We start from the raw sequence: 24,240 nt of genomic DNA, 5'->3' as shown, positions 1-24,240 counted from the left end.
CGGGGCCGTGTCGTGACATAGGGCTCGCCCAGCCGCTCCAGCACGTCCGGACCGAAACCGGGGCCGTCATCCACAATTTCCACCGCGATTTCTTCCCGCGAGTAGCGCGCGGTCACGGCAACCTCGTTCTCGGCGAAATCGGCTGCGTTCTCGACGAAATTGCCCAATCCGTACAGGACCTCCGGCCGTCGCCAGAGATCGGGCTCCTCGCCATCGGCCTCGTCGCTTTCCACATCGAGCCGGAAGCCCACATCCATGTCGCTATGCGGCCGCACGACTTCCTCCAGCAGGGCATGAAGCGGCAGGCGCGAATAGATCATGTCGTCCGCACTGGGCTGGCGCGAAAGGCGCGACAGGATTTCCCGGCAGCGTTCGGCCTGGCTGGCGATGAGGCGAAGGTCTTCCTTCATTTCCGTGTCGCTCTGTCCGCCACGTTCCAGTTCGCGCGAGACGAGCGAGATGGTACCCAGCGGCGTGCCGAGTTCATGCGCCGCCGCTGCGGCAAGCCCATCCAGCGCGGAAAGGCGCTGCGCGCGGGACAGCACCGCCTGCGTTGCCGCCAGCGCGGCGGACATATGCCGGGATTCCTGCGCGACCCGCCAGGCATAGGCCGCCATGAAGGCCAGCCCGATAGTGAGCGATGTCCATATGCCGATGATGTAGAGGCGGGGAAGCTCGAGTGTTTCGCCGTTCACCCAGGGCAGCGGCATATGCACCGTGGCCAGTGCCGTCACATAGACAAGCGCCAGCAGGAGGAGCGCTATCGTGGACCGTAGTGACAGCGTGGTCGCCGAAATGGTGACCGGTGCCATGAAAAGAAGCACGAAGGGGTTCTGCAATCCGCCGGTAAGGAAAAGCAGCACGGCAAGCTGCATCAGATCGATGGCGAAATAGACCGCCGCCTGCCAGTCCGGCAGACGCATCACGCTACGATAGCGCAGGGTGAGGAAGACGTTCAGCCATGCCGAAGCGGCGATCACCGCCAGACAAAGGCCGAGCGGCAGCGGGAAACCCAGCACCAGATTAACGGTCAGCACGGCGACAAGCTGCCCGGCAACCGCCATCCAGCGCAACACAACCAGCGTTTGCAGGCGGATCCGCGCGCTGTCTCCGGCATCGGGCAAGCCACCGGAAAGAAAGGTCCGGCGAAGCCAGTTCATGCTGCTGCGGTCCGCCATAAAGTCCTCCATAGGGGCCCGGACAAGCTGTCATCCGGGCCTTCAAATCGTTCCGTTGACGATCTTTCTGCCGCAGGGAAGGCGGCAGGTCCAGAGGGCCGATTATCCAGGACGGGAGGATCAGCGGTTGGAGGGCCAATCGCCGGCCAGAAGGCGTGTTTCCCCGATGCGCATGATCCAGAGATCGTCGCGCTCATAGCCGCCATTGGTGCCGGCCAGCATGAAGCGGGCCGGGGGCTCGAAGGGAGGCTCGATGGTGAGGAGCACCGTACCCCAATGCATGCCGACAAGGCGGGAGGCTTTCAGCTCCCGACCCATGCGCACGGCTTCTTCCGGCGTGGCGTGGGAGGCATGCATCATTTCCCGCGGGGCATAGGCACCGATCCCGAGCAGCGCCGTGTCGAAGGGCCCGTATTTTTCGCCCAGCTCCTCGAAAATCGGGCCATAGGCGCTGTCGCCGCCGAAAAACAGGTGATGGCCTGCTGTCTTGAAAGCAAATCCCGCCCAGAGCGTGCGATTGGTATCCCAGCCGCTGCGGCGCGACCAATGCACCACGGGCAGCGCGGTCACGGCCAGACCATCGAGTTCGTGGCACTCATGCCAGTCCAGCTCCACGACATTGGCGAAACCGCGCTCGCGGAAGAAATCGCCCAGACGCAGCGGCACCAGCACGGTCATGCGGTCCTTGCCCGGCAGCTGGGCCAGTGCGCGTTCATCCAGATGGTCGTAGTGGTTGTGGCTGATGACCAGAAGATCGATGGGCGGCAGGGCGGAGACGGGAACACCCGCCTTCACGAACCGCCTTGGCCCCACGCCTTTCGGACCCGCATAGGTGGTGAGGTAGGGGTCGGTCAGAATGGTGTAGCCGCCCATGCGGATGAGGAAGCAGGCATGGCCGACCCAGGTCAGGAAGTCATGATCGCTCTCCGCATGCTCGGCCAGCGCGCGGACCGCTTCACCCCGCGGCACGACATGCCCTTCCGGTACGTCGACCTTCTTCGTGCCGAGCTTCATCATTTCGAGGAAATAGGGCCCGACATGCTTGAGCCGCTGCTTTCCGCCCCGGTTCTCGCATCCCGGGGGATTGCGAAACGTGCCGTCCGGCAGGTGGTGCCAGGGTCGCTCAGGCGGGGAGCCTGCCGTTCCGGCACGCTCTTCCTCCTGCGCGCGCGCGGCGCGGCGGCGAGCAAAACCGGTGGGGCGGAAGGTTTTTCTGGTGGAACTCATAACAGTTCTAAAATAGGGAGCCCAAAGCTCTATTTCACCCCTAGTGCCGCCCCTTCCCATTCGGCGCCGAGGTAGCGATCAGGATTCTGCCTCTTCCAGCAGGGCGACAATGTCGGAAAAATGGTTCTCGCGGGCGAGATCCAGCGCCGTGCGCCCGGTGACATCGGATTCTTCGAGGTAGGCACCATGCTGGATCAGCGCCACCACGACATCGGTATGATGGGCCCGCGTCGCAATCAGCAAAGGCGCATCGCGGTCGGGACCATAGCGGTCGGGATCGGCGCCCTTCTGCAGCAACATCTGTGCGATATCGGCCCGTCCGCTCCGCGCCACGGTGGACAGAGCCGTGTCCCCGTCAGGCGCGCGGCGATCGGGATCGGCCCCGGCATCCAGCAGGATGCGGACCGCCTTGGCCTGGCCGTATTGCGCGGCGACCACAATGGCGGGAATACGGTCGCGGCCGCTCTCATTGGGCGACGCGCCGATATTCAATTGACGCTGAAGCTCCTCCAGGTCGCCGCCTCGGGCGGCTTCGATCATATCGTTATCCTTGATGATCGCACTGGGGGCGCCGGGCGGAGCTGCATGGGCGGCAGGCGCTGCCGGAAGCAGAACGGCGACCGCCAGCCCAGCGCAGAGAGCGACGGAGGTGAGTGCGCGAAAAACGCGCATTGCGGCGGAAACGGAAATACGCTTGATGTTCGTCATGACTGTCAGCTGCTGCATCGGTGAGCGACCCGTCCCGGGCGCGGATTTAATCGCCGCCCTGAGACTGGTATGCGAAACTATTTTCGCATTATACCCAATTCACGCCGCTTGTCCGCAAGCGCGAGGGCACCGGTATCCGGCAGGGCCAGACTTCAAGCCGGTTTTCACAGGAGGATCGAGATGAGCCGTACGGGATGGATTTTGACGCTGGGCGCCCTCATCGTCATCGCAGGCATCGGCTACTGGCTCACTGGTCACCTCTCGGGCGGACAAGTATCCACCGGCGGCAACGGCCAGCCCGTGGTCTCCACCGGCACCCCGCAGATCGGCGGGCCTTTCACCCTCGTGAACCAGGACGGGCAAACCGTTACCCAGGAGAGCTTCGGCGGGAAATACCTGCTGATCTATTTCGGCTTCACCTATTGCCCCGATGTCTGCCCCACCGATCTTGCCAAGATGGCCGCTGCGATGGATGCGCTGGGCGATGACGCCAAGAAGGTGCAGCCGATATTCATCACCATCGACCCGGAACGCGACACTCCGGAGCAGATAAAACTCTACATCCAGCAATTCGATCCCCGGCTCGTCGGGCTGACCGGTACGCCCGAACAGATTGCAGCCGCCGCAAAGGCCTATCGCGCGCAATATGACAAGGTGAAGGACCCCAGTGCGGAAGGCGGCTATACGATGGAACACACGCCCTATATCTACTTCATGAGCCCGGACAACAAATTCCTCACCTTCTTCGTCGGCACCCGCGCCACGCCGGAAGAGATGGCCAAGGCAATGAAAGCGAAGATGGACTGAAGCGGGGTCCAGCCAAACAGGTCAGTCCTGCTACCCTATTTGCAGGATCATCCGCCAACGCATGATTTGATTCATCGTCTTGACCGGATGCTGCGCGCTGCCTATGTTCGCCTCATGAACGCACCGCGCCACATCGCTGTTCTCGGCCAGGACCTTCCGCTTCTGCGGACGGGCCTTCTTGCGCGTGCGCTGCTCTGCGCTTGAGCGCAGAAAACATCCCCTTCCGACATATCCAGTCCATCCGTTCGTTTATCGCCGCCAGCGCGGCGCAATCCTCTTGCAAGCTTTTCATTGCATGATGGATGCGCGGCGAAATGGCCGCTGAATCTCGAGAAGAACCATGTTGCAAGACCCAAGTCGAAAATACAGGCCGTTCAAGCCGGTCGAATTGTCCGATCGCCAATGGCCCAGCAAGACGATCTCCACACCGCCCATCTGGATGAGCACGGACCTCCGGGACGGCAATCAGGCGCTTTTCGAACCGATGAACGCAGAGCGCAAACGCGCCATGTTCGAACTGCTGGTAAAGATCGGCTTCAAGGAGATCGAGGCGGGATTCCCGTCGGCCAGCGACACGGATTTCAACTTCATCCGTGAGCTGATCGAGCAGGGAAAGGTTCCGGACGATGTGCGCGTGGAGGTGCTGACGCAGGCCCGCCCCGAGCTCATCGCCCGCACCATGGAATCCCTGCGCGGCGCAAAGAATGCCATCGTGCATGTCTATAATGCGACCGCGCCGAATTTCCGCGATGTGGTGTTCAACCAGGGCAAGCAGGGCGTGAAAGCCATTGCGACGGAAGCGGCGCATCAGATCAAGGAACTCGCCGCCGGCCAGCCCGAAACGAACTGGACGTTCCAGTACAGCCCGGAAGTCTTTTCGGGCACCGAACTCGACTTCGCCAAAGAGGTCGTCGACGCGGTGACGGAAATCTGGAACGCATCATCCAACAACAAGGTGATCGTGAACCTGCCGGCGACGGTGGAGATGGCCTCGCCCAATGTCTATGCCGATCAGATCGAATGGATGCACAGGAACCTGGAGCGGCGCGACGGCATCGTCCTCTCGGTCCATCCGCATAATGACCGCGGCACGGCGGTGGCCGCTGCCGAACTCGCCGTGATGGCGGGTGCGGACCGCGTGGAAGGCTGCCTCTTCGGCAATGGCGAGCGCACGGGCAATGTCGACCTCGTCACGCTGGCGCTCAATCTCTACAGCCAGGGCGTGCATCCCGGTCTCGACTTTTCGCAGATCAACGAGATCGCCCGCACAGCGGAATATTGCACGCAATTGCCGATCCATCCGCGCCACCCTTATGTGGGCGATCTGGTGTTCACCGCCTTTTCCGGATCCCATCAGGACGCGATCAAAAAGGGCCTCGGCGCGCGCAAGAAAGAGGAGCAGGTCTGGGATGTGCCCTATCTGCCGATCGATCCGCGCGATGTGGGCCGCACTTATGACTCGATCATTCGGGTGAACAGTCAGTCCGGCAAGGGCGGCATCTCGTATCTGCTGGAGACCGAATACGGGCTCTCCATGCCGCGGCGGCTGCAGGTGGAATTCAGTTCCGCCGTGCAGAAATATACCGACCTCACCGGCCAGGAAGTCCGCGCCGCCGATATCTGGCGCATCTTCGAGGAAGAATATCTGAATGCGAAAGAGCCGTTCGAATATGTCGGCCACACGCTCTTCGACGAGGGCGGCAAGCAAGGCGTGAAGATGCGCGTGAAACGGCATGGCAGGGAAGAGGAACTGACCGGGCTCGGAAACGGTCCGATCGACGCCGCCCTGAATGCCCTCTCGGTGAACCTGCAGGTGCGCCAGTATGACGAGCATTCGCTCGGATCCGGCTCGGACGCGCAGGCCGCCGCCTTTATCGAGGTCGGCGACCCGGATCACCCGGGCGATCTGTTCGGCGTGGGGCTCGACCCCAACATCATCACCGCCTCGCTGAAAGCGCTGGTGAGCGCGGCCAACCGGGCCGCCGCCCGTTAACCATAGAGCCGGGCGGGAGCCCTTCCCGCCCGTGCCCGGTTTCGGGAATATTCCGGCACTTTGCCCCCAAAAGGCCTGCAAAATTGGTCTCTGGGCTCATGCCGTGGAAAAATTGCGCTTGGACATAGCGCCACAGACGCCTATTTTAGGGATATATTGCACTGCAGCATGAAGAACAGGGCCCGCCGAGGGCCGAAATGGCGGAAACGTCGGAGAGGTGAAAACTTGCTGTACCACATCTACGAATTGAACCACGCCACCATCGCGCCCTACCGGGCCGCGGCCGAAATGGGGCTCTGGGCGCTGAGGCATCCGCTGAACCCCTTCGCCGAAACGCAGATGAACAAGACGATGGCCGCCGCTATCGACGTCTTCGAAAGTACGACGCGGCGCTACGGCAAACCGCCTTTCGGGCTGCATGAAACCGTTATCGACGGCAAGAACGTGCCGGTACGCGAGCACGTGGTCTGGGAAAAGCCGTTCTGCAAGCTCGTTCATTTCGAGCGTGATCGAAAGGCGATGAAGAACACGATCCAGCCCAAGATGCTGATTGTCGCGCCGCTGTCGGGTCACTATGCGACGCTCCTGCGCGGAACCATCGAGACCATGCTGCCCCACTACGAGGTCTATGTGACCGACTGGGTGGATGCGCGCATGGTGCCCTTGTCCAAGGGCCGGTTCGACCTCGACGACTACATCGACTACCTGATCGACATCTTTCATGTGCTCGGCCCGGACGTTCATGCGCTGGCCGTTTGCCAGCCGGCGGTGCCGGTCTTCGCGGCCGTGGCTGTGATGCATGACGACGACGATCCGCATGTGCCTCTGTCCATGACGTTGATGGGCGGTCCCATCGACACGCGTGAAAGCCCGACGGAGGTGAACCGCCTTGCGACGGAGCGCGGCACAGAATGGTATGAGCGCAATGTCGTGATGTCGGTGCCTTTTCCGCACCCCGGCGCCATGCGCCTCGTCTATCCCGGCTTCGTGCAGCTCTCCGGCTTCATGGCCATGAATCTCGACCGCCATGTCAGCGCCCATTGGGATTTCTTCGAGCATATGGTCGATGGCGACGGCGAGAGCGCGGAAAAGCATCGCGAGTTCTACGACGAATATCTCTCGGTCATGGACATGACCGCGGAGTTCTATCTTCAGACCGTCGATGCCGTCTTCGTTCAGCATGCGCTGCCCAAGGGCGAGTTCATGCATCGCGGGCGCAAGGTCCGCCCCGAAGCCATCACCAAGACGGCGCTGATGACGGTGGAAGGCGAGAAGGACGATATTTCCGGTGTCGGCCAGACCAAGGCTGCACACAAGCTGACCAAGAAACTTCCCGACGCCATGAAAGCGCATTGGGAACAACCCGGCGTCGGCCATTACGGCGTTTTCAACGGATCGCGCTGGCGCAATGAGATCGCGCCTCGTGTGCGCGCCTTCACCAGCCTCCACGCCGAACGGAAATAAGCGGCGCGCTTATGCGCGCCGAGCGATCATACGGTTGCGAAAATCTGCGCCTCGTCGCGGAATGCCTTGAATTCCAGTGCATTCCCGGCGGGGTCGTGGAAGAACATGGTGGCTTGCTCACCGGGCTTTCCTTCAAAGCGGATATGCGGCTCGATCACAAAGCCGATACCGGCCCGTTTCAACCGCTCCGCCAAAGCATGCCACTCCTCCCATGACAGGATGAGACCGAAATGCGGCACGGGCACGTCGTCGCCATCGACGGCGTTGCAATGCGCGGCGTCGCGTCGTTCCGCCGCGCTGCGCGGCGCGAGATGCGCCACGATCTGATGACCATGCAAATCGAAGTCGATCCATTGCGTATCGGAGCGCCCTTCCGGACATCCGAGAACGCCTCCGTAAAATGCACGTGCCGCGGCAAGATCATCGACTGGGAAAGCAAGATGAAAACGTGGCATTCTATTCATGATTCGCTCTGCTTGATTCGTGGCGCCGGACGCGTATAACGCCGCTTCCGCATCCTCATCAAATCGCAGAGTAAACCAGCGACACGCCGGGACGTAGTATCAGGTGAAATCGGCTCCGCTTCATATCGACTACATGCAGATCAACGGGCGCAATGTGCCTGTAGCGATCAGGCATAATCCGCGCGCGCGGCGCATCATCGTGCGGGTGGATCTTGCCGCCGGTTCCGTGCAGGTGACCGCACCGTCGAAAAGAAGTCTCGCGCAGGCGCTTTCTTTCGCGCGCGAACAGCGCGACTGGATTGCCGAACGTCTCGGTCAGGTTCCGCCTCCCGTCCCGTTCGTCGACGGGGCGGTCGTTCCCTTCAAGGGCGAGGATCATCTGATCCGCCATGTGTCCGATCCGGTCATGCGGCGGCGTTACGGACCGGTCTGGCGCGTCGATGCGGAAGAGACAGGCGGCCTGCCCGAAATCCGCGCAACGGGTGCCACGTCCTTCCTGCAGCGACGCGTGGGCGACTGGTTGAAGGCGCAGGCGCGCGCAGAGCTGAACGAACGTGCGCTTTATCATGCGGAACAGTTCGACGTGCGGCCGTCGCGCATTACGGTGCGCGACACCACCACGCGCTGGGGCTCATGCGCACCCAGCCGGGCGCTTTCCTTTTCCTGGCGGCTCATCATGGCCCCGCCGCATGTCCTCGATTATGTCGCCGCGCATGAAGTCGCACATATACGGCACATGAATCACGGTGCGCGTTTCTGGGCACTCGTCCGCCAGGCGATCCCCAATTACGAAACCTCCAAGCGCTGGCTTGAAACGAGCGGACCGGGCCTTCACCGCTATGGCGCCGAACCGCTCGGCGTGTTCGCCGGCGAATTCGGCGACGGCAACTGAGCCGATGCGTCTAAAGCCGGGCGCGCACAGCTTCACCGCCTATCTCGCCGCGTTGATCGCCGTCGGCCCGCTTTCCACCGACATGTACCTTCCCTCGCTCCCCTCCATCGAGCGGGATTTCGGGGCGACGACCGGCGAAACGCAACTCACGCTTTCCGCCTTTCTGATCGGCATGGCCTGTTCGCAACTCGTCTATGGACCGCTTGCCGACCGGTTCGGGCGAAAGCCCGTTCTGCTTGGCGGCTTCGCTCTCTATATCGTGGCGAGCCTCGGCGCCGCGTTCGCCGCCGACATCGATCAACTCATCGCGCTCCGGCTGGCTCAGGCGATGGGGGGCGGGGCATCGGTGGTGCTGGCCCGCGCGGTGGTGCGCGACCTCTATTCGAACGAAGACGCCGCGCAGATGCTGGCGCGGATGAGCGCGGCGATGGGCGCGGCGCTCGCCCTTGCGCCCATGCTAGGGGGCGTCGTGCAGGCAGCGCTTGGCTGGCACTCCATCTTCATCTTTCTGGGCGCGGCGGGCGCTGTCCTTGCTCTCATCACGCTTGTCGGGCTTGCCGAAACGCTGCCGCCCGCTTTCCGGCAGAGCGTTGCACCCGTCGCGATCCTTGGCCATTACCGGCGTTTGCTCTCCAACCCGGTCTATCTGCGCTATCTCATCATCGCCTGCCTCGGCATGGCCGGCATGTTTTCCTACATTTCCGGCGCGTCCTTCGTGCTGCAGAAAGTCTATGGCTTTTCACCTATCGGGTTCGGCGCGTCTTTCGCGCTGATCGTCGGCGGATATATCGGGGGCACGCTGCTTGCCGGGAAGCTGTCGAAAGAAGTCGGGCTCGAGCGAACGCTGAAACTTGGGGCGGCGGCCGCCGGTACGGGCGGCGCGCTTGCCGTCGCTGCGCTCGCAATCGACGGGACGGGGTATCTGCTTGTCGGCGCGATGATGGTTTACGGCGTATCGGTCGGGCTGACGATGCCGCAAGCCATTGCCGGCGCGCTGACGCCCTTTCCGGAGATCGCCGGCACGGCCTCGGCCTTGTTCGGCTTCCTGCAATCGACCGCGAGCGCGATTGCCGGCGTTATCGTCGGCCATACGCTTGGCGAAACGGGATGGCCCATGGCGGCCATGATCGCGCTGATGGGTCTGGGCGCGGCGTCGATCGCATGGATACCGCGACGCGGCCGGGCCTGATCTCTTATCGCCAGCTACCCGGATGGCCCGATTTCAGTCGGCTTTCGCGTTGCGCGCCGCCATTGGCCGATTGCGAAAACCAGGGCTCTTCCTTCTCGTCGCTGCTGCCGAACAGCCGTTCGAAGAAGCCGGGTTCTTCCCATTTGTGTGGCTTGTCTTCCGGCTGTGCCGGCGCAGGCGCCGCAGCGGGCGGAGCCCATGTGCCGGGGAGCGGTCCCGCCTTCGAGATATTTTGTGTACGGACCATGAAGTCGTGCCAGATCTTCGCCGGGATGGTCCCGCCCGTGACATGCTTCATGGGAGAGCCATTGTCGTTGCCGACCCAGACGCCGACAACCAGATTGCTCGTATAGCCGACGAACCATGCGTCCCGGCTGTCCTGGCTGGTGCCGGTCTTGCCGCCTGCCGGAACACCGTCGATCGCCGCGTTTCGATGGCCCGTGCCATAAATCATGACGGCCTGCATCATGTTGTTCATCGAGCCGAGCGTTCTGTCGTCCATGACGCGGCCCATGCCGGAGCCCTGGCGGCGGTAAAGCCGATCACCAGTATCAGTATCGACTTCCTCGATGCCGTGCGGAATGACACCGAAGCCGCCATTGGCGAAGCTGGCATAGGCGGAGGTGAGTTCCAGCAGATTGACGCTGCCCGAGCCCAGCGCAAGCGAGAGATTGGACGGCAAATCGCTCTGGATACCGAGACGGCGCGCCGTTGCGATCACATTGCGAATGCCGCATTGCTGAGCGACCTGCACCGCAATGGTGTTGACGGATTTCGCGAGCGCCGTGCGCAGTGTCATGCGTCCATCGAAACGGTTTTCATAGTTGGAGGGCGACCAGCCGCCATACGTCACCGGCTTGTCGGTAAACTCGCTGTCGGGCACGAAACCCTGCTGCATGGCGGTCAGATAGACAAAGGGTTTGAAGGCTGAACCGGGCTGGCGCTCGGCCTGCACGGCACGATTGAACTGGCTCAACGCATAATTTCGCCCGCCCACCATGGCGCGGACGGCACCTTGGGGCGTCATGGCGACAAACGCCACCTGAGACACGCTCGCACCCGGCGCATCCGTTGCGAAGACCTTGGCGATAGCGGCATCCGCCGCGCGCTGCATGGCGGGATCGATGGTGGTGTGCACCGTCGCATCGGTCTCGGGACGGCCTGTATAGTCCGACAGGCTCTGCGCCGCCCAATCGACGAAATAGTTGATGGAACTCGCCGTGGTGTATCCCTGCAATCTGGCAGGGTTGGTTTCGGCAAGCCGCGCTTCTTCCTGCGTGATGTAGCCCGCGCCCACCATGTTATGCAGGACGATTGCGGCACGCTCGCGCGCAAGGCCGATATCATTGGTCGGCGAATAGCGCGAGGGCGCTTTCAGCAAGCCCGCCAGCATGGCCGCTTCCGGCAGATTGAGCGCGCGCACCGGCTTCTGGAAATAGCGTTCGGACGCCGCGCCCACGCCATAGGCCCCGCCGCCGAGGTAAACTCGGTTGAGATACATCGTCAGTATCTCTTCCTTGGTGAAACGCATTTCCAGCCAGACGGAGAGGATCATTTCCTGCAGCTTGCGGCTGATGGTGCGGTCGGGCGTGAGGAAGATATTCTTGGCGAGCTGCTGGGTAATGGTCGAGCCGCCCTGCACCACATGGCCCGCGCGCAGATTGATGACGAGGGCTCGGACCAGTCCGATGGGGTCGATACCGAAGTGCCAGTAGAAACGCTGGTCCTCCGTGGCGATCACCGCTTCGGGCAGATAGGGCGGCATGTCGCTCAGCGCGATATAGGATCCGCCCAATCCGCCGCGATGGCTCAACACATCGCCGTTTTCAGCGACGATCTGCAACGAGGGCGGACGGGCGACACCGTAAAGGCCCGACGTATCGGGCAGCGTCATCGCGAAATAGAGCAGCGCCCCGCCGAAAAGAATGCCGACCCAGATGCCGGCGATGGCCATGTAATAGGCAAGCGCGCCGACGAAGCTCCTGCCGTTTCCGCCGCTCCGTCCACCGCCGCGCCCGCCACCTCCGCGCCGGCCCGCCGCGGAGCTACGTCCGGACGAGGCCGCGCGACCGCGAGCAGCGCGGCCTTGCGTGGCGGCATGTGCGGAAGCGGCCTTGGTACGACTGCGCGCCGGTTTCTTTTTCGCGGGAGAACGGGACGAAGACGATCGGGAAGCGGGCTTTCGGGCCGGCTTTTTACCCGCCGGACTTTTGCGCCCCGATTTCTCGGAGGTTTTTTTCGTGCCGGCGCTTTTTTTTGCGCCGCTCGCCTTCCGCTTACGCGGCCTGGCCGCTCGGCCTTCCTCGCGCCAGAAAGCATCCCATGCGGCATCGTCATCGTCGTCGAGAGCGGTGTCGTTATCGTTCACGCCGATTCCCATGCGGACAGGCTTCAGGCCGGGCAGTGCGAAGCGCGGGCCATCATCGTCCCATTGCCCGCGCGGCGGACGCCGTTTGCCTTGCCGGCTCTTCCTGCGTGAAAACATCCGCCCTGCCGCCCGAACGCTTGTGAATCAAGAAGATAACGCGCGTTCTTAAACTAGGGAAGGATGGTTAACGACTTGTTAACGATTGGAGTCCACGTGGCGACGCCCCAAAGACGGCTCACACGTCGAGATTGGCGACAGAAAGCGCGTTTTCGCGGATGAAGTCGCGGCGCGGTTCCACCACATCGCCCATCAGCTTCACGAAAAGATCGTCGGCCTCGTCGAGTTCGCGGATTTTTACCTGCAAAAGCGAGCGCACTTCCTTGTCGAGCGTGGTTTCCCAGAGCTGTTCCGGGTTCATCTCGCCAAGACCCTTGTAGCGCGACACCGTATTGCCCTTGGACCCGGCCTCCATAACCGCCTTGATGAGCTGCGAGGGAGACCGAATGTCGCGATCGCCATCCTTCATCCGTAGCGTGGCCGCCTTGCTGTAGACTTCCTGCAGGTGGTCCGTGAAACTTGCAAGTCGGCCCGCCTCACCGCTTGAGATAAGCGGACCGTCGATCATCACTTCCTCGCGGACGCCGCGTACTTCACGCGCAAACTTGAGGCCGCCATCGGGCCTCGGCTCGCCGGTCCAGCCGCGTTCAGTCTCCTCGGACAACATGTCGAGGCGGCGAGCGACATAGGCGGCAGCCTCCTGCGCCTGTTCAGGGCTTTGCATCGCTTCCGGATTGAGCGCACCGGCAATCGCCGCCTGCTCCACGACATCGTGGCTGTATTTCGTCGGCAGGCCATCAAGAATGGTGCGTATGGAACGCGCCTTTTCCACGATTTCGCGCAAATCCGGTCCGGCGCGCTGGTCGCCATTGGCAAGCGTCAGCACCATGTCGGTCAGGCCCTGCTGGACCAGGAAGTCGACCAGCGCCTTCTCGTTCTTGAGATAGGTTTCCGAGGTGCCGCGCCGGACCTTGTAGAGCGGCGGCTGCGCGATATAGAGGTGGCCGCGCTCGATGACCTCGGGCATCTGACGGTAGAAGAAGGTGAGGAGCAGCGTGCGAATATGCGCGCCGTCCACGTCGGCGTCCGTCATGATGATGATCTTGTGGTAGCGCAGCTTCTCGATATTGAAGTCGTCGCGCCCGATGCCCGTGCCTAGCGCGGTGATGAGCGTGCCGATTTCATTGGAGGACAACATCTTGTCGAAGCGGGCCCGCTCCACATTCAGGATCTTGCCGCGCAAGGGAAGCACAGCCTGGTTGGCGCGGTCGCGCGCCTGCTTGGCGGAGCCGCCGGCCGAGTCACCCTCGACGATGAAGAGTTCGGCCTTGGACGGATCGCGCTCCTGACAATCGGCGAGCTTGCCGGGCAGGCTCGACACATCCAGCGCGCCCTTGCGCCGCGTCAGTTCGCGGGCCTTGCGGGCGGCCTCGCGCGCCGCTGCGGCTTCGGCAACCTTGGAGACAATCTGCTTGGCTTCGTTCGGATGTTCTTCGAACCAGGTCGACAGCGCTTCATTCAGCGCGCTTTCCACCACTGGGCGCACTTCCGAGGAGACGAGCTTGTCTTTCGTCTGGGACGAGAATTTCGGATCGGGCACCTTCACCGAGAGGACGCAGGTCAGGCCTTCACGCGCATCGTCGCCGCTGATCGTGACCTTTTCGCGCTTGGCGATACCGCTTTCGCTCGCATAGGCATTCACCACGCGTGTGAGCGCGCCACGGAAGCCCGCCAGATGCGTGCCGCCGTCGCGCTGCGGAATGTTGTTCGTGAAACACAGAACATTCTCGTGATAGCTGTCGTTCCACCAGAGCGCGGCTTCCACGGTGATGCCTTCGCGTTCGGTCAGCACGGTGATCGGCGCCGGCACGAGCGGCGATTTGGTACGGTCCAGAAATTCCACGAATGCCTTGAGACCGCCTTCGTAATAGAGGTCGATCTTCTTTTCCTCGACATGGCGGTTGTCGGTCAGCTCGATGCGCACGCCGGAATTGAGGAAGGCGAGTTCGCGCAGACGATGTTCCAGCGTCGGGAAATCGAATTCGGTTTTCGTGAAGGTTTCCGAAGAGGGATGGAAGGTGATCTCGGTGCCCGTGACCGGTTCGCCATCCGCTCCCTTCGGGGCATCGCCCGTGACGGCGAGCGGCGCATCGGCCACGCCGTCCTTGAAGGTGATGAGATGTTCTTTGCCGTTGCGCCAGACACGCAGACGCAGCCAGTCGGAAAGCGCGTTCACCACCGACACACCCACGCCATGCAGACCGCCGGACACCTTGTAGGAATTCTGATCGAACTTACCGCCCGCATGGAGCTGGGTCATGATGACCTCGGCGGCGGACACGCCTTCGCCCTTGTGCATCTCCACGGGAATGCCGCGGCCATTATCCGAAACCGAGACGGATCCGTCGGCGTTGAGCTTCACCTTCACCGCGTCGCACCAGCCCGCCAGCGCTTCGTCAATCGAGTTGTCCACGACCTCGTAGACCATGTGATGCAGGCCCGAGCCGTCATCCGTGTCGCCGATATACATGCCCGGGCGCTTGCGCACCGCATCGAGCCCCTTCAGGACCTTGATGGCATCGGCGCCATATTCTTCTTCGTTACGTTCGGGCCTTGTCGGTTCGACGTCGCTCATGATTTCGTCTTTCTGTCTTTCGGTCCGTTGCGCTTTCAAGCGTGGATACGCCCGCCCGCGACACGCATATGCTGCGCGCGCGATCCAAACGCTTCGAACAGGGACGGGTCGGTGCCCGTCATGAAAGCCTGGAGACCCAGGCCAACAATTTCATCAAAAAGGGCTGCGCGTCGCACCTCGTCGAGATGGGCGGCAACCTCGTCAAGTAACAGCAGCGGCTGGTGCCCCCGCGCCGCCAGAAGGCGCGCATTGGCGAGCACCATGCCGATAAGCAGCGCCTTCTGCTCGCCTGTGGAGCAAAGCCGCGCCTCGCGATCCTTGGCCGCGTGACGCACCAGAAGATCGGTGCGATGCGGTCCGTCCAGCGCGCGGCCCGCGCCGGCGTCTCGGCTCCGCATCTCTTTCAGCAGCGCCCGGAAACGGTCTTCGACATCGACCGCCGGATCGCGCGTCACCTGATCTTCCAGCGCCCCCTCCAGCGCGATTTCCGCGCGGGGGAAAGCGTCTTCGCTGGCCGCGTCGAGCGCGCCGCGCAGGCGCGCCAGCATCTCGGCGCGGGCCGCGGCAATGGCAACGCCGTGTTCGGCCATCTGTTCTTCCAGGCCGGTCAGCCAGGCATCGTCGAACATCTCGTCGGCCAGCAGCCTGTTCCGTTCGCGCAGCGCGCGCTCATAGGCGTTGGCGCGCGTGCCGTGGGAGGGGTCGAAGCCCATGACCAGCCGGTCGAAAAACTTTCGCCGTTCGCTCGCGCCCTCGACGAAGAGCCTGTCCATGGCAGGCGTCAGCCAGACCATGCGCACATATTCGGCCAGCGCGGATGGCCCGGCATTCACCCCGCCGATGCGCACGATGCGCGAGCGGTTGGACTTTTCCGCACCTGCCTCCTGACCGGTACCGATGCGCAACTCGTCGCCATCGGGCAAACGCAGCGTCGCGGAGACCGCCCAGCCGCCTGCGCCGTCGGCGCGGGCGAGATCGGCATAGGCCGCACCGCGCAATCCCCGTCCGGGCGACAGCAGCGACACGGCTTCCAGCAGGTTCGTCTTGCCCGCTCCGTTTTCGCCGGTGAGCGCGACAGGGCTCGCATCGAGATCGAGTTCGGCGCGCGCATAGGAGCGAAAGTCGGTCACGATCAGACGCGCCAGGCTCAGCCTTTCCGGCGCAGGACGCACCGTCCCGTCAGGCCCGGCCGGGGCCGGGTCCGTCGAAGACATGGCAAGCATCCTGCCTGATCGGTGCAATCACTACTCCCGCAATCTGCCCCTGGACAGCGCCAGGCCCTGCGCGCAAATGGCCTTACACGCGCATGGGCATGAGCACATAGATCGCCATCGCATCCTCGGTGTCCTTCACCAGGGTGGGCGATCCGGAATCGGCGAAGGCGAAGACCGCCTGTTCGCCGTCGAGCTGGCCGGTAATGTCCAGCAGGTAACGCGCATTGAAACCGATCTCGATCGGGGAGGCGCTGTAGGAAACGGAAATCTCTTCCGTGGCGCTGCCGCTGTCGGGATTGGTGACGGAAAGGGTGAGACGACCCTCTTCCAGATTGAGCTTCACCGCACGCGACTTTTCCGTGGAGATGGTGGAGACGCGGTCTACCGCTTCGGCGAAACTCTTGCCGTCCACTTCCATCATCTTGTCGTTGTCGGCCGGGATCACGCGGCCGTAATCGGGGAAGGTGCCGTCGATAAGCTTGGAGGTCAGCACCACGCCACCGAACTCGAAGCGGATCTTGGTTTCCGACACGCCGATGGAGACGTTACCCGTATCGCCTTCCAGAAGCTTCTGCAGTTCCAGCACCGTCTTGCGCGGCACGATGACACCCGGCATGCCCGAGGCGCCATCCGGCAGGTCGTGGTCGACCTGGGCGAGACGGTGACCATCGGTTGCGACGGCGCGCAGCGAGGGCGCCTTGCCGTCCTCGACCGCATGCAGATAGATGCCGTTCAGATAATAGCGCGTCTCTTCGGTCGAGATCGCAAAGCGCGTCTTGTCGATCAGACGGCGCATATGCTCGGCAGGCAGCTCGAAACGATGCGGCAGGGAGCCCGCCGTCATGGTCGGGAAATCTTCCTGCGGCAGCGCCTGAAGTGCAAAGCGCGAGCGGCCCGCGGTGAGCTGCAACCGGCCTTCGTCCTGGGTGGCGAGTTCGACCTGCGCGCCTTCGGGCAATTTGCGCACGATGTCGTAAAGTGTATGAGCGGGCGCGGTCGTTGCGCCGGCCTGTGCGACATCGGTGTCGGTCGCCTCCACCACCTCGATATCGAGATCGGTCGCGGTCAGGGAAAGCTGGCCGTCTTCCGCCTTGATGAGGACGTTGGAAAGGATCGGAATGGTGTTGCGCCTCTCCACCACCGACTGCACGTGATTGAGAGATTTGAGGAGTGCGCCGCGTTCAATTGTGATTTTCATTCTGTCTCTTCGGACCCCTCTGTCGGCCCCTTGCCCGGGCCATGGCCTGGCGCGCTAAATGCGGTCGCGCCGGACGCTCCGTTTTCATTCGGCCCGTTGCGGGACGGGTTCGCCGCCCCCAGCCCGGGCCGTTCATCGACTCCAAGGGCCGCTGGCACAGCTGCGCCGCGGCCCCTGCCGAAACTCATGCGAACGGGAAACCGGAGGACCCTGCCGGGCAAGGCTGGAAGGCGTGGAAATGCCCCCTGTCGCGCCCCGAAACCGGCATTTCCGACCATGGCCGGAACTCCGCGGAAATTCGCAACGCAATTATATCAGATGATTGACGGGATGCACGCATTTCAGCGCCTTCGGAGGCTCCGAAGGCGCTTTATAACTGCCTGAAAGCGCTGGCCTTTTCGAGGCCTGCGATCAGTTCGGGCTGTGACCGCCCTCCAGCATGCGCCGAAGCAGGTCCACATCCTCCTCAAGACCGGAATCGACCTGCCGGAGTTCCTCCACCTTGCGCACTGCGTGAATGACGGTGGTGTGGTCGCGGCCCCCGAATTTACGCCCGATTTCAGGCAGGGAGCGGGTGGTGAGCTGCTTGGAGAGATACATGGCGATCTGGCGCGGCCGGGCGACGGCGCGGGCCCTGCGGGCAGAGAGAAGGTCCGACAGGCGGACATTAAAATACTCCGCCACGCGGCGCTGGATCTCCTCGATGGTCACCTTGCGGTCGTTGGAGCGCAACAGGTCGCGCAGCACGTCCTGCGCCATATCCAGCGTGATGGGGCGACCCACCAGCGAGGCATAGGCGACCACGCGCTTCAGCGCACCTTCCAGCTCGCGCACATTGGACACGATCCGGTTGGCGAGAAACTCCAGCACGTTTTGCGGGATCTCGATCGGGCCGTTGCGCTGGATCATCTCCTCGGCCTTGGCCTGCAGGATGCCGAGGCGCAGCTCGTAATCGGTCGGATGGATGTCCGCCGCCAGCCCCCAGCCAAGCCGCGAGCGGATGCGCTCCTCGATCCCCTCCAGATCGGAAGGAGAGCGGTCGGCGGAAATGATCACCTGGCGGTTGTGGTCGATCAGCGCATTGAAGGTATGGAAGAACTCTTCCTGCGTGGAATCCTTGCCGGAGATGAACTGCACGTCGTCGATCATCAGCACGTCCACCGAACGGAACTGCTGCTTGAAGGCCATGGTGTCCTTGAAACGCAGCGCCCGCACAAACTGGTACATGAATTTTTCGGCGGAGAGATACAGCACCTTGCGCTCGGGCTGCTTGTTGCGGATTTCCCAGGCGATCGCATGCATCAGATGCGTTTTGCCCAGTCCCACGCCGCCATAAAGGAAGAGCGGGTTGAAGCTCACATCGCTCGCCTCGGCCACGCGGCGCGCGGCGGCATGCGCCAGCTCGTTCGACTTGCCGACAACAAAGGCGTCAAAGGTGAAACGCGGATCGAGCGGCGCGCCGACGCCTGCATCTTCAAAGCCCGCAGGTACCTCGAATTGCAGTTTTCCGGGCGAGGCGGTGGGCGCCGCGGGAGCAGCCGGCGCCGGGGATGCCTGCACGGCAGGCACTTCTTCGTTGCGCACTGTTTCTGCATGATTGCCGGCTTCGGGTTCGGGCGCGCGCGCCACCGCTTCCGGAACGACGCTGCCCGCCGTCAGAATTTCGACACGGCCGAGTGCGACATTTTCCTGCGTCCAGAGCTTCGCCAGACGGTCGGCATGATTGGAAACGATCCAGTCGCGCTGAAAACGGCTCGGCACCGACAGCAGCACCCGACCATTATTCACGCCGACCAGTTCGAGCTGTTTGAACCAGCTATCGAATGTCGCGGATCCGACTTCGGCTTTCAGACGCGCGCGAATGCGATGCCATTGCTGGGCAAGCGCGGCGCTGTCCATATTCGCCGCCGCGGCGGGCTCGCTTGCCTCCGTCACATTGCGGACAACCGGACCGGACTCCATCGTTCCCATATTCGTATCCATTGGCCGCATCCCCTTTTCACCGCCTTCCGCCTTGCCACCGTCCCCACGAGGCCCACCGGCTTCTTTGAACTGCCGGCTGTTTTCCGCTTCATTCGCCACGATGTCTGCCTCAACCGCCGGAGCCCCCGACCGGGCGCCCCATCTTTTTAAAACCGGTCCGAAAAGGCCCGGCCCCCAAACACTCCGCAGATCCGATGCCGGGCGGCACCGACCCCCTTCCGCGGTGTGCTAACTCTGCATCCAGGGCAGACCGGCGACCTTCCAGCCGTTCCGCCGTCCCCGGTGGCGATCGTCATCGAGATCGCCCTCAAAACCGCTGTCGACGTTGTAGCAAAGGCCAAAGCCCCGCTCCGTCATCGCGATGGCCGCCGCCTTGCTGCGCGCGCCCGAGCGGCACAGGAAGAAAACCGGCACATCGCCGCCCGCCTCCGAAATGGCTTCGGCGGCATGGCTCTCGAATTCCGGGTTGCGCGTCATATCCGGCTGGGAGACCCATTCGATCAGAACCGGCTGTTTGCCGAGATGCGCAAGATCGGTCAGGCCTACAAAGGCCCATTCGGCCCTGGTCCGCACATCGATCAGCAGTGCCTTCGGATTTTCCGTCAATACCCGCCAGGCTTCCGCCGGCGTCACATCGCCGGCATATCCCGCATCTGTATCAGGCAAAATCTCAGGCTGGACCGCCTCTTTCCCGCCGCCCGCTTCCGACATCGAATCCCCTTCAGGCACGTCGCGCCATCACCCCGCTCCAGAGCCGACAGGATCCCGGAAACCGGAAAGCCCGCGCCTCACCCTTCTGCGTATTCCTCAACCGCCGGTCCCCGCCGGAGGTTCAAGGAGACGTTCCGGATACAAGCTTCCCGACGGCGCTGTCCTGAAAACCGCGCCCCGCAGGGATCTGCTATCTGCCTGGATACTATAATTTATCTCGTGACCGAGTCCGCGAATACTGAAAACCAGGATTTTTTATTATAAAACCCGCTCGAAATTCAGTATTCATGTGGGCCCTCCGAGGTCATTAAACATACCGAGAGGCCCCCGGAGAGGCAAGCCAAAGAATCCGATTCGTCAAAAAACTTTCGTCTGCCACGACCGCTTCTTGACACCAACATGCAGTGGTTGCGGAGCGCAACAAACACATACCGTTGCGACAAACCCCTGTGGCACAAGCATTTCTTGAATCGGGACCATTTCGGTCGTTTTCGCGTTGCCGCATCTGCGACACGAAGAGTGTGACAATACGCACACGAGTCCATGACACAAAACGGCCTGCGAAACGATGTCTCGCAGGCCGCGGTCCGGCGTACCGGAAGTGCTTATTCAGTATTTGCGCGCATGCGCTGCCGGATGCTCAACCGGCAGGGCGCGACGACCGGTCTCAGCCGAGCGCCTTCACCCGATGCGCGAACCGCGACACCTTGCGGGAGGCCGTGTTCTTGTGGATCACGCCCTTCTGCGCAGCGCGCATGATCTCGGGCTGAGCCGCCTGCAGCGCGCTCTGCGCCGCCTGCCGGTCGCCACTCGCAATCGCTTCTTCAACCTTGCGGATGAAGCCGCGCACACGGCTGCGACGGGCCTTGTTAACGGCCGTACGCGCCTCGATCACGCGGATCGCCTTTTTGGCGGAAGCGGTATTCGCCATGTTTCCAGAACCTTCGGACATGCCGGGGATCAGCCGTTTCCGGCGCGCAACCCGGCGCATTTATACGATCAAGCGGACGCCGCCCGAAAAAGCGGAACCCGTCTCAGGAAGCCGGGGTTATACGCGCCTGCCCGGCCCTCGTCAACCGGGGAAAATGGGGCAAAAAAGCCCATTTTCCGCCGAAAAGTCGCACCGCCCGCTCAGCTGTTGCGGAAATGCGGCTCGCGTTTTTCCACAAAGGCCGCCATGCCTTCGGTCTGGTCGTCGGTGGCGAACATGGAGTGGAAGAGGCGGCGCTCGAAACGCACACCCTCAGAAAGCGTCGTCTCATAGGAGCGATTGACGGATTCCTTGGTCATCATCGCAATGGGGAGCGACATGGAGGCCACCGTATCGGCCACTTTCATCGCCTCGTCCAGCAGCTTGTCGAGCGGCACGACGCGGCTTACGAGCCCTGAGCGTTCCGCCTCCTCGGCATCCATCAGGCGGCCGGTGAGGCACATTTCCATCGCCTTGGACTTTCCCACGAAACGGGTGAGGCGCTGCGTACCGCCGGCGCCGGGCATCACGCCGAGCTTGATCTCGGGCTGCCCGAATTTCGCATTGTCGGCGCAGATGATGAAGTCGCACATCATGGCGAGTTCGCAGCCGCCGCCCAGCGCATAGCCCGCCACCGCCGCGATGACCGGCTTGCGGCAGCGCGTGGGGCGTTCCCAGTTGGCGGTGATGAAATCTTCCTTGAAGACATCCATGTAGGATTTGGGCTGCATCTCCTTGATGTCGGCACCTGCGGCGAAGGCCTTTTCGGATCCGGTGATCACGATGCAATGGATATGCTCGTCGGCCTCATAGGCGTCGAGCGCGGCCGTCATCTCGTCCATCAGCTGCCGGTTGAGCGCGTTGAGCGCTTCGGGGCGGTTCAGCGTGACGACGCCGACAGCACCTTTCTTTTCGACCAGAATGGTCTGATAGGCCATGTGAGTTTCTCCTCAGCGTATGGGGTATTGCAAAGATCAATCGGGTTCGATGGAGAACCGGACTTCGGTGTGTGCGGCGCTTTCGGGCACGATCTGGATTTCCAGCCGCTCCCGTTCGCGGCGGAAGACCAAGAGATCGCCGATCAGTTCGAGCTTCTTTTCACGCACCCAGCCAAGCTGCGGCAGCGTTCCGATGTAGAAGCTGCGCACATCCTTCTCCGACACATCCCCCGTTGCCACGGCGCGCACGATGCGGCCCGTGGGCTTGTCGAAGGCGATGCCGCCATCGCCCGTTTCCGCCAGGCCCGGCATAAGCGGCATATCGTCCACTGCACTCAGAAAGCCGTCGTCATCCGCCCACGCACTCCCGGGCGCAGCCAGAAGCATCGAGACGAGCAGGGCAGCAAGGATATGTGTGAGGCGGCGGGTCATCCGGCGAAGTGTCATTATCTTGCGTGTCATTTCTGGCAACGCGGACAGAAAAAAGTGGATCGCCCGGACTGGACGATGCGCTTCACCGTAGCCCCGCAACCCGGATTTGAACAGACTTCACCTTCCCGGTCATAGACCGAAAAACTGTGCTGGAAATAACCGAGTTCGCCATCGGTATGGGCATAGTCGCGAAGCGTGGATCCCCCTGCGGCAATCGCCTCGGTGAGGACATCGCGAATGGTGCGCACCAGCTTCTCGCTACGTTGGGGGCCGGCCACATTCATGGCGAGGCGACGCGGCGAGATACCGGCACGGAAGAGCGCCTCGCAGACATATATATTGCCCAGACCCGCCACGACGCGCTGATCGAGCAGCGCAGATTTGATGGGCGTGCGCTTGCCTTTCAGTTTTTCCGACAGGGTTTTTGCGGAAAATTCGTTGCCCAGCGGCTCCGGCCCCAATGCGGCAAGATGCGGGCTTTCCTCCAGTGCGTCTTCCGCGATCAGATCCATGTAGCCGAAACGGCGATGGTCGGAATAGACAATGCGGGTACCGTCTTCCATATCGAAAACGATGTGGTCATGCGGGCCGAAGCTCGCCCCTTCCGTTCGCTCGGCGGGCGCAGGGTGGTGAAAGACGCCCGGCGAAGCGGCATCCGAACCGGGCGGGAGAATGGTGAAACGTCCCGACATGCCCAGATGCATGAGCAGCACTTCGGCGGGATCGTCTTTGCGGGGCGCGAGATGAACGAGAATGTATTTCGCCCGGCGCGTCAGATGCGAGACATGGCGTCCCGTCAGCCGCGCGGCGAACCCCTCGGGCAAGGCAAAGCGCAGATCGGGGCGCCTCTGGGTGAGACGGGCGATGACGCGGCCTTCCATGGCAGGGGCAAGGCCCCGGCGGACGGTTTCGACTTCAGGCAGTTCCGGCATACGCGTTCCGTTAACGTGAAGCGCAGGAAAGTAGCGGTTTCCGCCCGGCTCCGCTATGGTCCGCGGCCATAGCCATGGTGCGCGCAACCCATCGCCCAGGCGGGCAAGTGCAGATGCGAGTATGACCGACAGCAAGACCACACATTTCGGATTCAAGACCGTCGCCGAGGACGACAAGGCCGGGCTCGTTCACAATGTGTTCGAGCAGGTGGCGAGCCGCTACGACCTGATGAACGACCTCATGTCGGGCGGGCTTCATCGCGCCTGGAAGCAGGTCATGATCGACATGCTGAACCCGCCGCGGACCGCCCGGCCCTTCCACCTCATCGACGTGGCGGGTGGCACCGGCGACATCGCCTTCCGCTTCCTGGAACGCGGCGGCGAGGGATGCGCGGTCACGGTTTGCGACATCAACGAACACATGCTGATGGTGGGGCAGGACCGCGCGGAGGCGAAGGCGTTTGCCGACAAATGCGAATTCGCCTGCGGCGACGCCGAGAAACTGCCATTTCCCGACAACAGCTTCGATGCCTATACGATCGCTTTCGGCATTCGCAACGTCACCCATATCGACAAGGCGCTGGCCGATGCGCGCCGTGTGCTGAAGCCGGGCGGACGCTTTCTCTGCCTCGAGTTTTCGCAGGTACCGGTGCCGCTGCTCGACAAGGTCTATGACAGCTACTCCTTCGCGGCGATTCCGAGGATCGGCAAATGGGTGACCGGCGACGGCGACCCTTATCAGTATCTCGTCGAAAGCATCCGCCGCTTTCCCGATCAGGAGACCTTCAAGCGCATGATCGAAGAAGCCGGTCTCGCGCGCGCCAGCTACCGGACCCTGACCGGCGGGATCGCCGCGATCCATTCCGGCTGGCGGCTCTAG

20 protein-coding genes are annotated in these 24,240 nt (G+C 62.7%); 6 read left to right on the top strand and 14 right to left on the bottom strand.

Annotation, left to right across the window (positions count from 1 at the left end; translation table 11 throughout):
- The 3 genes from CMI59_RS12575 to CMI59_RS12565 form a co-directional block, all read right to left on the bottom strand.
- A partial coding sequence (locus tag CMI59_RS12575; RefSeq protein ID WP_293328600.1) for an ActS/PrrB/RegB family redox-sensitive histidine kinase occupies positions 1-1,178 on the bottom strand: 1,178 nt, incomplete at its 3' end.
- Positions 1,179-1,298: 120 nt separating this feature from the next.
- On the bottom strand, positions 1,299-2,405 hold the full coding sequence (locus CMI59_RS12570; RefSeq protein WP_293328599.1) for an MBL fold metallo-hydrolase: 1,107 nt from the start codon (positions 2,403-2,405) through the stop codon (positions 1,299-1,301).
- Positions 2,406-2,483: 78 nt separating this feature from the next.
- Positions 2,484-3,131, bottom strand: coding sequence for an ankyrin repeat domain-containing protein (locus CMI59_RS12565; protein ID WP_293328598.1), 648 nt, complete (start codon positions 3,129-3,131; stop codon positions 2,484-2,486).
- Between the two features lie 162 nt (positions 3,132-3,293).
- On the opposite strand from CMI59_RS12565, the gene CMI59_RS12560 reads away from it, so the two are divergent.
- The 3 genes from CMI59_RS12560 to phaZ all read left to right on the top strand — a co-directional run bounded on the left by CMI59_RS12560 (position 3,294) and on the right by phaZ (position 7,377).
- Positions 3,294-3,920 carry an SCO family protein gene (locus CMI59_RS12560; RefSeq protein WP_293328597.1) on the top strand — a complete coding sequence of 209 codons (627 nt, stop codon included), beginning with the start codon at positions 3,294-3,296 and terminating at the stop codon, positions 3,918-3,920.
- 340 nt (positions 3,921-4,260) lie between these two features.
- Entirely contained in the window at positions 4,261-5,913 is a 1,653-nt protein-coding gene (gene leuA, locus CMI59_RS12555; protein ID WP_293328596.1) for a 2-isopropylmalate synthase, read from the top strand.
- 225 nt (positions 5,914-6,138) lie between these two features.
- Entirely contained in the window at positions 6,139-7,377 is a 1,239-nt protein-coding gene (gene phaZ, locus CMI59_RS12550; protein WP_293328595.1) for a polyhydroxyalkanoate depolymerase, read from the top strand.
- A 26-nt stretch (positions 7,378-7,403) separates the two neighbouring features.
- Here phaZ and CMI59_RS12545 read toward each other — a convergent pair whose 3' ends face one another.
- Positions 7,404-7,841 carry a VOC family protein gene (locus CMI59_RS12545; protein ID WP_363102507.1) on the bottom strand — a complete coding sequence of 146 codons (438 nt, stop codon included), beginning with the start codon at positions 7,839-7,841 and terminating at the stop codon, positions 7,404-7,406.
- A gap of 103 nt (positions 7,842-7,944) precedes the next feature.
- Between CMI59_RS12545 and CMI59_RS12540 the strand changes: the two genes are divergently transcribed.
- Together CMI59_RS12540 and CMI59_RS12535 are read left to right on the top strand one after the other, a co-directional pair.
- A complete protein-coding gene (locus CMI59_RS12540) occupies positions 7,945-8,733 on the top strand; it encodes a SprT family zinc-dependent metalloprotease (RefSeq protein ID WP_293328594.1) in 789 nt (262 codons plus the stop codon).
- A 4-nt stretch (positions 8,734-8,737) separates the two neighbouring features.
- On the top strand, positions 8,738-9,922 hold the full coding sequence (locus CMI59_RS12535) for a multidrug effflux MFS transporter (RefSeq protein WP_293328593.1): 1,185 nt from the start codon (positions 8,738-8,740) through the stop codon (positions 9,920-9,922).
- A gap of 4 nt (positions 9,923-9,926) precedes the next feature.
- Here CMI59_RS12535 and CMI59_RS12530 read toward each other — a convergent pair whose 3' ends face one another.
- From CMI59_RS12530 to mutM, 10 genes are all read right to left on the bottom strand, one after another.
- Complete coding sequence (locus tag CMI59_RS12530) at positions 9,927-12,407, bottom strand: PBP1A family penicillin-binding protein (protein ID WP_293328592.1); 2,481 nt, start codon at positions 12,405-12,407, stop codon at positions 9,927-9,929.
- Positions 12,408-12,525: 118 nt separating this feature from the next.
- The gene (gene gyrB / locus CMI59_RS12525) at positions 12,526-14,982 is read right to left on the bottom strand and encodes a DNA topoisomerase (ATP-hydrolyzing) subunit B (protein ID WP_293328591.1); all 2,457 of its coding nucleotides are present in this window, start codon (positions 14,980-14,982) and stop codon (positions 12,526-12,528) included.
- 35 nt (positions 14,983-15,017) lie between these two features.
- Complete coding sequence (gene recF / locus CMI59_RS12520; RefSeq protein WP_293328590.1) at positions 15,018-16,196, bottom strand: DNA replication/repair protein RecF; 1,179 nt, start codon at positions 16,194-16,196, stop codon at positions 15,018-15,020.
- A gap of 82 nt (positions 16,197-16,278) precedes the next feature.
- Positions 16,279-17,394 carry a DNA polymerase III subunit beta gene (gene dnaN, locus CMI59_RS12515; protein WP_293328589.1) on the bottom strand — a complete coding sequence of 372 codons (1,116 nt, stop codon included), beginning with the start codon at positions 17,392-17,394 and terminating at the stop codon, positions 16,279-16,281.
- Between the two features lie 411 nt (positions 17,395-17,805).
- The gene (gene dnaA / locus CMI59_RS12510) at positions 17,806-19,377 is read right to left on the bottom strand and encodes a chromosomal replication initiator protein DnaA (protein WP_293328588.1); all 1,572 of its coding nucleotides are present in this window, start codon (positions 19,375-19,377) and stop codon (positions 17,806-17,808) included.
- Between the two features lie 228 nt (positions 19,378-19,605).
- Positions 19,606-20,088 (bottom strand): rhodanese-like domain-containing protein, encoded by a 483-nt coding sequence (locus CMI59_RS12505; RefSeq protein WP_293328587.1) that lies wholly within the window; start codon positions 20,086-20,088, stop codon positions 19,606-19,608.
- Between the two features lie 667 nt (positions 20,089-20,755).
- Positions 20,756-21,019 carry a 30S ribosomal protein S20 gene (gene rpsT / locus CMI59_RS12500; protein WP_293328586.1) on the bottom strand — a complete coding sequence of 88 codons (264 nt, stop codon included), beginning with the start codon at positions 21,017-21,019 and terminating at the stop codon, positions 20,756-20,758.
- 200 nt (positions 21,020-21,219) lie between these two features.
- On the bottom strand, positions 21,220-21,996 hold the full coding sequence (locus CMI59_RS12495; RefSeq protein ID WP_293328585.1) for an enoyl-CoA hydratase: 777 nt from the start codon (positions 21,994-21,996) through the stop codon (positions 21,220-21,222).
- A gap of 36 nt (positions 21,997-22,032) precedes the next feature.
- The gene (locus CMI59_RS12490; RefSeq protein ID WP_293328584.1) at positions 22,033-22,443 is read right to left on the bottom strand and encodes a hypothetical protein; all 411 of its coding nucleotides are present in this window, start codon (positions 22,441-22,443) and stop codon (positions 22,033-22,035) included.
- 11 nt (positions 22,444-22,454) lie between these two features.
- Positions 22,455-23,360 carry a bifunctional DNA-formamidopyrimidine glycosylase/DNA-(apurinic or apyrimidinic site) lyase gene (mutM, locus tag CMI59_RS12485; RefSeq protein ID WP_293328583.1) on the bottom strand — a complete coding sequence of 302 codons (906 nt, stop codon included), beginning with the start codon at positions 23,358-23,360 and terminating at the stop codon, positions 22,455-22,457.
- 121 nt (positions 23,361-23,481) lie between these two features.
- Here mutM and ubiE point away from each other — a divergent pair, with 121 nt between their 5' ends.
- Complete coding sequence (ubiE, locus tag CMI59_RS12480; RefSeq protein WP_293328582.1) at positions 23,482-24,240, top strand: bifunctional demethylmenaquinone methyltransferase/2-methoxy-6-polyprenyl-1,4-benzoquinol methylase UbiE; 759 nt, start codon at positions 23,482-23,484, stop codon at positions 24,238-24,240.

This window comes from Parvibaculum sp. (assembly GCF_002684405.1).
Taxonomy (GTDB): domain Bacteria; phylum Pseudomonadota; class Alphaproteobacteria; order Parvibaculales; family Parvibaculaceae; genus Parvibaculum.
This window is presented reverse-complemented; position numbering and strand designations above follow the sequence as displayed.